The organism is Viridibacillus sp. FSL H8-0110 (assembly GCF_038003565.1).
GTDB lineage: Bacteria > Bacillota > Bacilli > Bacillales_A > Planococcaceae > Viridibacillus > Viridibacillus arenosi.
On the sequence record NZ_JBBOPJ010000001.1, the window covers coordinates 3502079 to 3514926 of the forward strand.

The following is a 12848-nucleotide window of genomic DNA, read 5'->3' on the forward strand; positions in this document are numbered from 1 at the left end:
GCCCCACATGACTGAAAACTCAATTATCCGCTTTGAAAACGTGTCGAAGTCTTATTCTGATGGCACTGTCGTATTAAAAGACATCAGTTTTGAATTAGAGAGAGGTGAATTTTACACGCTACTAGGTCCATCCGGTTGTGGTAAAACTACAATTCTCCGCCTAATCGCTGGTTTCATGGAGCCAACGAGTGGCTCGATTTATTTCAATGGGAAGAAAATCAATAATATTCCTGCAAATGAAAGACAAGTGAATACAGTATTCCAAGACTATGCCCTATTCCCACATTTAGATGTGTTTGAAAATGTAGCATTTGGATTGCGTATTAAAAAACTAAAAAATGCTGAAATAACAACTCGTGTAAATGAAGCATTAAAATTCGTTAACTTAGAAGGCTATGGCAATCGTGAAATTTCTGAAATGTCTGGTGGGCAACGTCAACGTGTCGCTATCGCTCGGGCAATCGTGAATGATCCTGAAATCATCTTATTAGATGAACCATTATCTGCATTAGATTTAAAGCTTCGTACAGAAATGCAATATGAACTGCGAGAATTACAACAACGTCTAGGTAAAACATTTGTATTCGTCACACATGACCAAGAAGAAGCGTTAGCAATGTCGGATGAAATTTTCGTTTTAAACGAAGGTACTATTCAACAAAGTGGTACACCGGTAGATATTTATGACGAACCAATTAACCGATTCGTTGCTGATTTCATCGGCGAATCAAATATAGTGCCTGGGACGATGATTGAAGATTTTGTCGTGAATTTTGCTGGCAAAACATTCGAATGTGTTGACCAAGGTTTAAATCCAAATGAAAAGATAGACATCGTAATTCGACCTGAGGATTTAGAAATTACTTCCCTAGAAAACGGTAAGCTAGAAGTAACTGTAGATACACAATTATTCCGCGGTGTACATTATGAATTATCTACCTATGATGAAGCTGGAAATGAATGGCTTGTACACTCATTAAAAAAAGCAACAGTTGGTACGAAAATCGGACTAGATTTTGATCCTGAAGCCATTCACGTTATGCGTCTAAACGAGACAGAGGAAGACTTTGACAAGCGTTTAGAATCATATGGAGATGAAGAAGATGAGAAATAACAAAAACAGTCCATTTACACTCGTTCCATATTATTTATGGATTGCTCTCTTTGTAATTGCCCCTATTATATTAGTTGTGTATTACTCACTTCTTGATTTAAATGGTAATTTTACATTCGCGAACTATCAGAACTTCTTTACGGGCGTTTATTTGAAAATGACGCTAAGTTCATTTTGGTACGCATTTCTGATTACAGTATTTTCATTATTAGTTTCTTATCCTACGGCCTATTTAATTACTAAAACAAAGCAAAAACAACTTTGGCTTATATTAATTATTATTCCATCATGGATTAACTTACTTTTAAAAACGTACGCATTTATTGGGATTTTCGGTATGAGTGGTCCTATTAATGCATTTTTGAAAACAATTGGCATTCCAGAACAACAAATCTTATTTACTGATGCTAGTTTTGTTTTTGTGTCTGTTTATATTTTCATCCCGTTTATGATTTTACCGATTTTCAATGCATTGGATAAACTAAATCCAGCACTTATTTATGCTTCTCGTGATTTAGGTGCTTCAAAACTTACTACATTCCGTCGAGTTATACTACCACTGACAATGAACGGTGTTAAATCAGGAATTCAAGCAGTGTTTATCCCTTCATTATCTCTATTTATGATTACTCGACTTATTGCAGGTAACCGCGTTATTACACTTGGGACTGCAATCGAACAACAGTTTTTGGTTACTCAAAACTGGGGAATGGGTTCGACAATCGCAGTTTTCTTAATACTATTTATGTTCATCATCATGCTACTCACTGGTCAAAAAGAGAAAGGGGCATCACAAAATGGAAAAGCTAAGTAAAGGTTCAAAGCTGTATTTAGCTTTGGTTTTTGTCGTTTTGTATGCGCCTATTCTGTTTTTAGTATTTTACTCTTTTAACAGTGGCGGAACGATGACAAATTTTGAATCATTTACGTTGGAACATTACAAAGCTGTATTTGAAGATACACGTTTGATAAACATTTTGATTAATACAGTTGTAGTAGCATTATTGTCCGCACTTATTTCCACTATGATTGGGACTCTTGGTGCGATTGGAATTGTTTCGATACGCAATCACAAACTACGTAATACTGTTCTTTCGCTTAATAATATTTTAATTGTAAGTCCAGACGTTATTATTGGGGCATCTTTCTTGATCTTATTCACAATGGTTGGGGTTAATTTAGGCTTTAGTTCTGTATTATTAGCACACGTTGCTTTTAGTATCCCAATTGTTGTCATTATGGTTTTACCTAAGTTACAAGAAATGAGTTCTTCTCTAATCGATGCCGCACTTGATCTAGGTGCATCACGTCGTGACATTCTAACTCGTGTTATTTTACCTTATATCAAACCTGGTATTTTCGCAGGATTCTTTTTAGCTTTAACTTATTCCCTAGATGATTTCGCAGTAACGTTTTTCGTTACCGGAAATGGCTTTAGTACTTTATCCGTTGAAATCTATTCGATGGCACGCGCTGGTGTGTCTTTAACTGTTAATGCTATTTCAGGCTTAGTATTCTTTGTTACGATGTTACTTGTGCTCGGCTATTACTTCATCACAAACCGTAGTAAAGGCGCTCGTGGATCGGAGGTTCCTAAATGAAGTCATTAGTACGCTATACAGTTGGCATAATTCTTGTTTGCGCAATACTGATGTATGCTGCAAGTGTAATGGACCAAACTTCCGGTAAATCAGGGAAAGATATTTTAACCATTTACAACTGGGGAGAATATATTGACCCTGACTTACTGAAACAATTTGAAAAAGAAACTGGTATTCACGTTATCTACGAAACATTTGATTCAAACGAAGCGATGATGACGAAAATTGAACAAGGTGGTACATCTTATGATATTTCGATGCCATCTGAATACACAATTGAGCAAATGAAAGAACGTGAATTATTACTTCCGATCGATTACAAACAAATTCCGAATATCAAGAACATCGATGAAGATTTTTTGAATTTGGATTTTGACCCAAAGAATAAATACTCTGTTCCATATTTTTGGGGAACTGTAGGAATTGTTTATAATTCTAAAATGTTAAAAGGACAAAATTTCGATAGCTGGGACGATCTTTGGGATCCATCTCTAAAAGGAAAAGTTATATTAGTTGATAGTGCTCGTGAAGTTTTAGGTGTTGGTTTAAACAGTATGGGAAAATCACTTAATTCTACTGATACTGATGAATTAAAGGCAGCAACTGACAAATTAATAAAAATGGCTCCGAATGTCAAAGCCATTATCGGGGATGAAGTAACACAATTAATGGTCAATGGTGATGCCTCTGTTGCTTTAACTTGGTCAGGTCAAGCTGCTGATATGATGTATGAAAATGAAGACTTAACATACAATGTGCCTTCAGAAGGTTCGAATTTATGGTTTGATAACATGGTTATTCCTAAAACGTCAAAAAACGTTGCAGGTGCGCATAAATTCATTAACTTTATGTTAGATCCTGAAGTGGCTGCTCAAAATGCAGATTATGTAGGATACTCTACACCGAATAAAGCTGCATTAAAATTAATGGATCCTGAAGTAGTAAACGACGAACGTTACTATCCATCAAAAGAAGTTCGAAATAATTTACATGTGTACAAAAATTTAGGTAAAGAAAAAATCGGTGAGTACAATGAATTTTTCTTGAAATTTAAAATGTCCATACGATAAAATAAAGAAGCTCGGTAGGTGTAAACCTCACTGAGCTTCTTTTGTTGCTTAACATCTGAACAAGCTGTATAATTCTAACAGCGACATTAATTAGCAACACGAAATACTTCTTCAAGAAAGAGAGTAATATATGAAATCCTCTAATAAATTGGCATTGATTTTATTAATGTTTAATATGTTTATCACGATGAGTGCTGTTGGTCTTATTATTCCTGTAATGCCCACATATTTAAAACTGTTTGGTGCAGCTGGACAAGTACTCGGCTTTTTAATAGCTATAATAGCTTTTGCGCAGTTTCTGTTCTCCCCTATTGCAGGTAATCTATCTGACAAAATAGGTAGAAAAAAATTAATAGTTTTTGGTCTAATTTTAAACGGTATTGCACAAATCTCTTTTGGCTTATCTACAGAACTTTGGATGCTATTCGTTTGTCGATTCTTAACAGGAGTCGGATCTGCCTTTATTGTACCGCCAATTATGGCCTATGTAGCAGATATTACAACCATTGATGAACGTGGAAAAGCAATGGGGCTAATTGGAGCAGCGATTTCACTAGGCTTTATGATTGGACCAGGAATTGGTGGCTTTTTGTCTAACGTTAGTTTACACTTTCCATTCTATTTTGCTGGTTCTGCTTCTATCATTGCAGGCGTTTTATCTCTCATCTTATTACCAGCGACAACACCTATAATACAGAATGTTGTGAAAGGTGATAACATATTCAAGCAATTAACCCGTTCATTCCATGCATCATATTTTGTACTACTTATTGTTGTCTTTGTCTTCTCATTTGGAATTTCAAATTTCCAAGCGACTCTATCAATGTTCTTAACTTATAAGTTTTCATACACAGCAACTGATATAGCTATTTTAATGACAGTTGGTGGTTTTGTAGGTGTCATTGTTCAAGGCTTTGCATTAAATAAGTTATTTAAAAAATTCGGCGAAATGAAAATTATTTTATTTGGTCTTGCAGTTGCCTCCATTAGCATGCTTGGTATATTATTCGTTAGTGGATTCTTTATCATGTTGCTTGTGGCAACAATATTCTCAACAGCAACAACTTTAATTCGTCCTGCTGTCAATACTCTAATTTCAAAAACTGCTGGCAATGAACAAGGTTTCGCTGCTGGTATGAATAATGCATACATGAGTTTAGGTAATATGATTGGTCCTGCACTTGCAGGAATATTATTTGATTGGAATATGAATAGTCCCTATGTTTTCGGAACGATTATTCTTGTTAGTTGCTTCTCTTTAACTGCGGTTTGGGCAAAGAGAAAAACAACGCTTGCTTAATTATATATAAAAAGGCGGCTCAATCTCGAGCTGCCTTTTTAACGTGTTTTTTTATTTTTTAACAGTTCGCCAACATTGAGGTGTTCTCCATGTTTGGTTTCTTTTTTTGTTCTACGAATGCCCTTTGGAATATTAAGTAATGTAGTCAAGCCGAAACGTCTTAATGTGATATCGATAAAGAACAATAACATTGCAGTTAATACCAACCATTGTACAATGCTCTGTTGGTTTGAACTCGAAGAAGTATGCTTACGAAAGGCTTCTTCCGGATCTGTTAGTTCTTTACCATTAGTTTTTGTTGATAGCTCTTTTAATAACTTCGTATTGTCTGGCTGTATTTTATATTCTGCACTATAAGGGATAGTCAGTCCCGCTTGATACATACCTTTTTCATCATTTGAAACTCTGAAGAATACTAATCCAGGTCCATGATCAAATTTCACACGTGTTTTTCCAGGCGCTAATGGTTCTTCTATGATTGATAACTCTTCACCTTTTTCATCTACAACAACTATGTCCATAAAGGCAGATTTTGCTGTCGGATCTGAAACGATAAAAGAACCGTCGCTTTGCTGTTGGATATTATAGGGTACCTCATTATAAGCAGGGAGTAGCTCTGACACGGTCGTGTTCCAAAAATCCGACCACCCTTGAAAGCGAGCCCAATCTCCACTCCACTTGCCTTCGGAATCTGATGTGAAGGCCATTGTCTTTCCTAATCCGTATTTCCATTCAGCAAGAACAGGATCATCCTTTTCACTTTCAGCAATGACATTAGCCGTTTGCTTTGCTGTAGTAGCGATGTAAGCATTCATTTTCGGTACGCCATCTTTAAATAGACTTTGCCATTTCGTCCCTCCACCTATGATGGGATAAAACGGATTGTCTTCAATATATGTGCGAGTCAACATCGACGTTTCACGAGATAATATAGACGGAATTGTTTCTTCATCCGCCACATCATAAAATCGACCTGCTCCTGCTTCAGCTAAATATTGAAGTAAACCTCGATCAGAATCTTGGCCAATTGCAACTGTAGAAAGTGTGATATTCGCTTTTTTACCTTCTTCAATTAGTTGATCATAGGAACTATTTGTGGCTGCCTGACCATCTGTTAACAATATAATATGCTTGCGCTGTAACTTTAAATCTTGCATACGTTCATAAGCTAAGCTTAATGAAGTATAAATTTCGGTTCCTCCATTTGGTGCAACAGATAAAATTTGCTCGATCACCTGCTGCTTATCTTCTAACGGAATTGGCGGTATGATTTCCCATGGACGGTCGTCAAACGCGATGAATCCAAATGTGTCGTCTTCACGCAATAATTCCACTGAGCGTGCAGCTGCTTCTTTTGCTAAATTAATTTTGTTACCACTCATACTCCCAGAACGGTCTAAGACAATTGTTAAGCCTAGAGAAGGAATTTGTTCTTTACCTTTCACTTCCATTTCAACAGGCAAAATGGTTTCAATCGGCGTTTTAAAATATCCACCGAGCCCAAAACTATTTTCCCCCCCAATCATCATAAATCCCATCCCAAAGTTTTTCACTGCCTGTTCAATCATCGCCATTTTCTTTTCTCCGACTAAATGCCCTGAGACATTATCAAAAATAATAGCATCATAGCCAATATAAGATGACTGCATTGACGGTAATTCTATCGCTGAGATGTCATCTATCTTTAACGTACTTTGGTCAATGACATTAAAAAGAGTACTTGATTTCACATCATCACCGTGTACTAATAATATATGTGGTGTTCCTTGTACTGTAGTGACACTTGTTAATTCATTATTTTCAAGGAAGGCATCTTCTGCCATTTTAAGTTGGGCCTTATATTTAATGAGACCGTCACCTTTTGCCGTATGGCGGAATGTAACTGTATTTGAGCCACTATCTAACTGTACTTTTTGTTTTTCAATTACTTTATCATTCGCCGACAATAGTAATTCACCTGTCGTATTTGTGGAAGCTTCAACTTGCACCGTTAACTGTTGCCGTTCACCTTTATATGCCACTGGTGGCGTTTCAAAAGATGTAATGGCAACATCTTGTTTTACTGGTTTATCTACTTTTACTGTATCAATTTGAATATTACTATTTTGTATCCGACTAAGTTGATCCATTGTTGAACCCGCTGTTTCTACGCCATCTGAAAATAATACAATACGAGTAGCCTTATTACTATCTACTACATTGGATACTAGCTGTAAGGCATTTGCTAAATTGGTTTGTCCACTATCTTTAATAGCTGGCCATACTGGTAAATTGATGTTATCAGCGGTTAAGCCTAGATCAGTTTGTACTCCTGAAGCAAAGCTATAGACCCCTTTAGATTGGTAGTCCTTACTACTTTCAATACTTTCTTGAATCCAACTCGCAATATCTTTTTCAGTTCCTTCCATTGAGGCAGAACGATCTACTAAAAAGACTACTTGTTCTTCCTTTACCGGCAATAAAATATAAGGGGCACTCAATGCAAAAATAAGTAAACTGATTGCTACTACACGCATGTAGAAAATAATTTTATGTTCTTTATTATAACGTTTGCTACTTTGTAGCCATGCCCACCCAAAATACATTAGAACTGGTATGAATAACAAAAGATAGAGGGGGTGATCAATGCGTAAATCCATATCGACGTTGCACCTCCCATTCAACTAGTAATAATGTGATAATCAACAATAATAATAATGGCACTAGGGGTTGCTGTACAAAATTTGTTGCTTTCTTATCCATAGTCTCTCCATATTCAAATGAAGTCCCTTTAGTAATTACTTTCTCTTGCTGCTGTAATGTAACTACGAAGCGTTTTTCCTCATTACCCGATTTCATCATATAGAGTCCTGGTTTAGTAGGTGCGATAAAACTGTTACCATCTTCAAAGCTACGAATATATTCCCCGCCTTGAGTAAATATTTCATACCCTTTTTCTCCACCACCTGTTCCGGCCAAAGAAATAATACGTCTTTCATTCGGTGAAAACGTGCCAATATCACTACCACTACTAGCGAGGCTTTCTTTTGCACTCCATAAGAATAAAGGGAATGAAGGGTGAAGCGGCCAGTCTGTCATTTGTATATCCGCTAAGACGGCAATATGTCCTACAGGTGAAATTTGAATAAATGGCGCATCTCCAATTGTTGCAATTGTTTTATAATCTCTAAACGCAGGATACAACTCATTGACGTATACATCCTTTATTGGAGCATAAGCAAAGAGGTTAGAATCCTTCGTTTTCAGTTCTCCCTTTACTTCTTTTGCTTTTTTATCATCACGCCCAATTAAAAGAACAGGTTGCTTTTTTTGTTCTAACAACCTCGTTTGGTTTGTAACAATGATTGCATCATCCTTCGAATCTCCTAATTGTAACGATGGTACTATGCTTACTGGGAAATCCATCGCCTGAAAGGCTTTTTGTACTAATTGCTGTAACCCTTGATCGACTAAAATTTTAGATATATTCTGCTGTATCAAAATGGTTATTTCGTTATCTACTTTGTAGTCATCTTCGACCTTTAACTTAGCTGTTAGAGCTGTTTGATCAGGAAGATTATCGAAGAGAACACGTTCTTCTTTATTTGCAGGGATAATAATTTTCTTATTTGTTAACACTTTACCTGTCTCATTAGTAATTGAGATTGTTACTTGTTGTTCTTTACTCGTATCATTTTTCACTTGAGTAATCGCCTTCAGCTGACCTTCTACTTTTGTGGCACCAAAACGCTGCAATGAAATGTTCTGTAGGTTATCTGGTGCCCCTTTAACAATCCATTTAACGTCTGGTAATTTCAATGGTAATTGGTCACGTTCTATTGCATCCGTGAACAAATAAATAACTGTTGATTTCTTACTAATGAATGTTTGTAAAAAGTCTAACGTTGTTGGAAACTGTTCATTAGCATATGTAACTTCTAATGATTTTACGGCGTTTTGAATAGTCTTAGTATTAGTTTCATTACGCAATATTACTTGAGGTTCTGTTCCAGTTGTTATAATCGTAACAGCTTTACCGCCAAGTCTATTTGTTAAATCTAGCATTTCTTTTTGATGTCCCTCAAATATCGTTTGCCCATCTTTTTTTGATAGCATTGTCGCTGACGTATCTACTACCCATATAATTTGATCACCAGCAATAGATTTTGTTTTCCAATACGGCTGTAATAAAGCAATAACAAGTAAAATAAGGCCAAGCATTTGCAAATAAAATAAGGTATTTCTTTGTAAATGTTGTAAATAAGGTGAAGCTTTCGTTTCTTTCATTACTTCGTCCCAAAAAAGCGTGGTGGAAATTTGTTTCTCCACATATTTTTTTCGGAAAAAATAATAAATTAATACCGTTAGAGGAATGATTGCTGTTAATAGAAACGGTAGTTGATTAAATCCCATTTACTTCACCTCACTGTAACCATTTTGCTTTGACTAGTTGATTAAATAGAACGTGTTGGAGCCCGTCTACCACTTGCACAGTTAAATGCTGTACACCATATTTTCTACATATTGTCTCAAGCTCTAATTGATGTTCCTGTTGTTTCTCTTCATATGATCGAAGTACATTTTGTGACATTGATACATTTACACTCGATGAAGTCTCAACATCAACTAATCGTACATCCCCAGAGTAAGTTGGTAATTTTTCGTCAGGTGACTGTACTTGGAGAAGTCGAACATCCTTTGCAAATCTCGGCGTTTTACTTAAAAAAGCGCTCCACTTTTCAAGTGGTTCAAGTACATCTGAAATAATTATCAATATCGTTGCATCCTTAGGCAAAGTTTGTAAAGCATGTTCAGCAAAAGATTCGGTGAAAAACGGTTCCGATAAATCTGATACCGTCTTTTCATATGCCCTTTGATAAGTTGCCCCCTTGCGACGAAATGGTGGTGTCGGCTTGTCTACATATGAAAATGATAATCGATCATCCTTATTTAACACCATAATGCCTAAAGCGGTCGTTAGCTGTCTTGCGAATAGCCATTTTGACTCCTCACCCATCGATTTCGTTGTATCAAGTACTATATGAACACGCATCTCTTGCTCATCTAAAAAGCGTTTAATAAAGAATTTCTCAGTTCTCGCAAAGACATTCCAATCCAATTGTCGAACATCGTCACCTGGATGATATTCTCTGAAATCAGAGAAATCTAGTGATGCTCCAAATCGTTGTGACCGATTCGCTCCTTTATGATGTCCACGTATTTTTGTAGCTGTATTTAAAGACAACCGGCGAATTTTACTAGCCCATTCATTTGGCAGCAAAAAATTTGATTGCATCATACAACTTGCCCTTGCTTCATTTTTTCAAGTAAAGTATTTAGTACATCGTCAACTTGTAAGCCCGCAGCCTCTCCTTCGTAATTGAGCATTATTCGATGGCGGAGAGCTGGTTTTGCTACAGTTTTTATATCTGCAATAGACACATGATAGCGACCATTAATTAGTGCACGTGCTTTTGCAAGTTTTACAATACTTTGCAATCCACGAGGACCACTACCATACTCGATAAACTGTTTCACTTCATCAATCGTATCAGGACTATCTGGATGCGTAGCGACAACTAAATCTACCGCATAAGAAAGCATATCATCAGCTATGATTACCCCTTTCACCATTTCTTGTATTTCAACAATTTCTGTATCGTTCATTATTTTTTGTAGTTTAATTGAAATGGAACCTGTCGTTCTTTTCATGATTTCCATCAGTTCTATTTTTGATGGAGTAGGGACTAGTATTTTACAAAGGAAACGGTCCATTTGCGCTTCTGGTAAAGGATAAGTTCCTTCCATTTCGATTGGATTTTGTGTAGCTAATACAAAGAATGGTTTTGCCATTTTCTTTGTATCACCAAGAACAGTTACTGTTTTTTCACCCATTGCCTCTAGTAGTGCACTTTGAGTTTTTGGCGTTGCACGATTAATTTCATCGGCTAAAACCATTTGACTGAATATAGGCCCTTTTTGGAAAGAAAAGCGCTGATTTCCATCTACTGAACGTTCAATAACACTCGTACCTGTTATATCTGTTGGCATTAAGTCTGGCGTAAATTGAATACGTGAAAACGATAAGTCAAGAACTTCAGAAATGGTTCGAATCAACATCGTTTTCCCTAACCCTGGAAGTCCTTCTAGTAAAGCATGGCCATCAGCAAGAACAGCAAACATCGTATAATCGATTGCCTCTACCTGCCCAACGATAAAGCGACCAATTTCCTCTCGAACAACTTGTAATTTTTCACTCATCGCTACATATTGCTCCGGTGTGTATGACATGGATATCCTCCTCTATTTGTTTTCAATCGTAGAAAAATAATTTTGAACAATATTCTGTAATTCTTTTGGTAATTGCAGGCGATCTGTTGTTTGGAAATACGAATCTTTATAACTTCCAACGACTTCTTCATAAGGTCGTATTGATCCTTTGTGAACTGGGCCCTTTTCTGTTTCATGAATTTCTGCAGCACTACCCTCACCCATTTTACCGGAGTCTACTGATGTTTCCCATTTACTGCCAATACGATCTGGAATTGCTAGCAAATTACGATTGCCTTGACCAATTCCTGCCCCCTGACCAGTGCTTGAACCTGAACCATCGCCTTGACCTTGACCTTGGCCTTGACCTTGACCTTGGCCTTGACCTTGGCCTTGGCCTTGACCTTGGCCTTGACCTTGACCTTGGCCTTGACCTTGGCCTTGGCCTTGGCCTTGGCCTTGACCTTGACCTTGACTTTTTCCATTCTGATTAGGACTACTTTGCGTATTTGATTGAGATGTACTACTATTTTGTGAGCTACTTCCATTTTGATTAGAACTCTGACTAGCATTGTTATTTGAAGTAGCCGATTGATTTTGATTTTGAACATTAGTTTGCTGATTTTGCAACGCCGATTGAAGGGATTGAGATAGTGGCTTTCCCTGTTGACTCATCGCAGTTTGTGCATCCTTCGCCTTATTCATCAATAAGTCATTCGCTTTTTGCAAATCGGCTAATTCTTTCATTTCCGCCTCTGATAATCCATTTCCTTTGCCCTTTTCATTGCTTTTGGCTATTTCCTTTTTCTCTATTAATTGCTGCTCTTTTAATTGTAATTCCTTTTGCTTTTTCACGAGCTCACGCAACGCTTCTTCAGATGTTTTCGTTTCTTTTAGCTTTTCCTGTAGCTTCGCTAATTCTTTTTTTACTTCTTCTGATTTTGCCTTTTTCTCAAGCTTTTTCACTTCTTTTTTCATGTCTGAAATGATCTTATTTTCTTGCTCTGCATCTTTTGCAGCTAATTGCGTTGTTGCTGGAAATAAAGTAAGAGCGAAAATCGCAACGGCTATTAAAAAACTACCTAATATGAAGGGTACGTTCAGAATTTTCTTCTCTCTTGCTTTAAATTTGAGTAACGCTGTTTCAGCATGTTCATCTGTCTGTTTCAATAAATGTTGAAACAATGGCGTCGATGTATCGTCTACCGAAAAAACTGCTCGTAATTGATTATGAGGAAAATAGCCATCAAGTGCATATATTGAATGCTCTTTTGATGGCTTCGTCCACAAAATATAAAGTACCCAAGAAACAAAAATTACGGTAGCTACTATGAATGCAATTTGTGAATAGTAAGGAAAAACAAAGAATCGAGAAACGATCATTAATATAAAACTAACACTCAATGCGACTAGTAGTCCCAACTGAATTTTAGTAAATAAATGCTCAAGAAAAAGGCTCGTTTTTGCCTTTTTCAATGCGTGTGCTAAACGACTTTGACCGTTCATCGATTACC

General features: G+C 36.7%; 10 protein-coding genes. 5 read left to right on the forward strand and 5 right to left on the reverse strand.

Annotation, left to right across the window (positions count from 1 at the left end; translation table 11 throughout):
- Positions 1-7: 7 nt before the first annotated feature.
- The 5 genes from MHH98_RS17580 (at position 8) to MHH98_RS17600 (ending at position 5085) form a co-directional block, all read left to right on the forward strand.
- Positions 8-1114, forward strand: a complete 1107-nt coding sequence (locus MHH98_RS17580) for an ABC transporter ATP-binding protein (RefSeq protein ID WP_340713303.1) — start codon at positions 8-10, stop codon at positions 1112-1114.
- The gene (locus MHH98_RS17585) at positions 1104-1928 is read left to right on the forward strand and encodes an ABC transporter permease (protein ID WP_038183572.1); all 825 of its coding nucleotides are present in this window, start codon (positions 1104-1106) and stop codon (positions 1926-1928) included. The genes MHH98_RS17580 and MHH98_RS17585 overlap by 11 nt, the downstream gene beginning before the upstream one ends.
- Positions 1912-2715 carry an ABC transporter permease gene (locus MHH98_RS17590; protein WP_038183569.1) on the forward strand — a complete coding sequence of 268 codons (804 nt, stop codon included), beginning with the start codon at positions 1912-1914 and terminating at the stop codon, positions 2713-2715. The genes MHH98_RS17585 and MHH98_RS17590 overlap by 17 nt, the downstream gene beginning before the upstream one ends.
- Positions 2712-3785 carry an ABC transporter substrate-binding protein gene (locus tag MHH98_RS17595; protein WP_038183565.1) on the forward strand — a complete coding sequence of 358 codons (1074 nt, stop codon included), beginning with the start codon at positions 2712-2714 and terminating at the stop codon, positions 3783-3785. The genes MHH98_RS17590 and MHH98_RS17595 overlap by 4 nt, the downstream gene beginning before the upstream one ends.
- A 130-nt stretch (positions 3786-3915) precedes the next feature.
- Positions 3916-5085 (forward strand): MFS transporter, encoded by a 1170-nt coding sequence (locus MHH98_RS17600; protein WP_038183562.1) that lies wholly within the window; start codon positions 3916-3918, stop codon positions 5083-5085.
- 38 nt (positions 5086-5123) lie between these two features.
- Here MHH98_RS17600 and MHH98_RS17605 read toward each other — a convergent pair whose 3' ends face one another.
- From MHH98_RS17605 to MHH98_RS17625, 5 genes are read right to left on the reverse strand one after another with little or no spacing between them, the layout of a single operon-like run.
- A complete protein-coding gene (locus MHH98_RS17605) occupies positions 5124-7724 on the reverse strand; it encodes a VWA domain-containing protein (RefSeq protein ID WP_340713304.1) in 2601 nt (866 codons plus the stop codon).
- The gene (locus MHH98_RS17610) at positions 7708-9477 is read right to left on the reverse strand and encodes a vWA domain-containing protein (RefSeq protein WP_340713305.1); all 1770 of its coding nucleotides are present in this window, start codon (positions 9475-9477) and stop codon (positions 7708-7710) included. The genes MHH98_RS17605 and MHH98_RS17610 overlap by 17 nt, the downstream gene beginning before the upstream one ends.
- A gap of 10 nt (positions 9478-9487) precedes the next feature.
- Complete coding sequence (locus MHH98_RS17615) at positions 9488-10363, reverse strand: DUF58 domain-containing protein (RefSeq protein ID WP_235175716.1); 876 nt, start codon at positions 10361-10363, stop codon at positions 9488-9490.
- Entirely contained in the window at positions 10360-11355 is a 996-nt protein-coding gene (locus tag MHH98_RS17620) for an AAA family ATPase (protein ID WP_038183553.1), read from the reverse strand. Before MHH98_RS17620 ends, MHH98_RS17615 begins: the two co-directional genes overlap by 4 nt.
- A gap of 12 nt (positions 11356-11367) precedes the next feature.
- Positions 11368-12840, reverse strand: coding sequence for a hypothetical protein (locus MHH98_RS17625; RefSeq protein ID WP_340713307.1), 1473 nt, complete (start codon positions 12838-12840; stop codon positions 11368-11370).
- Positions 12841-12848 lie beyond the last annotated feature (8 nt).

Bases quoted from the DNA above. Each gene is read 5' to 3' on its own strand.
- MHH98_RS17590 (WP_038183569.1), top strand. From the start codon at position 1,912: ATGGAAAAGCTAAGTAAAGGTTCAAAGCTGTATTTAGCTTTGGTTTTT.
- MHH98_RS17585 (WP_038183572.1), top strand. From the start codon at position 1,104: ATGAGAAATAACAAAAACAGTCCATTTACACTCGTTCCATATTATTTA.
- MHH98_RS17605 (WP_340713304.1), bottom strand. From the start codon at position 7,724: ATGGATTTACGCATTGATCACCCCCTCTATCTTTTGTTATTCATACCA.
- MHH98_RS17610 (WP_340713305.1), bottom strand. From the start codon at position 9,477: ATGGGATTTAATCAACTACCGTTTCTATTAACAGCAATCATTCCTCTA.
- MHH98_RS17625 (WP_340713307.1), bottom strand. From the start codon at position 12,840: ATGAACGGTCAAAGTCGTTTAGCACACGCATTGAAAAAGGCAAAAACG.
- MHH98_RS17620 (WP_038183553.1), bottom strand. From the start codon at position 11,355: ATGTCATACACACCGGAGCAATATGTAGCGATGAGTGAAAAATTACAA.
- MHH98_RS17600 (WP_038183562.1), top strand. From the start codon at position 3,916: ATGAAATCCTCTAATAAATTGGCATTGATTTTATTAATGTTTAATATG.
- MHH98_RS17580 (WP_340713303.1), top strand. From the start codon at position 8: ATGACTGAAAACTCAATTATCCGCTTTGAAAACGTGTCGAAGTCTTAT.
- MHH98_RS17615 (WP_235175716.1), bottom strand. From the start codon at position 10,363: ATGATGCAATCAAATTTTTTGCTGCCAAATGAATGGGCTAGTAAAATT.
- MHH98_RS17595 (WP_038183565.1), top strand. From the start codon at position 2,712: ATGAAGTCATTAGTACGCTATACAGTTGGCATAATTCTTGTTTGCGCA.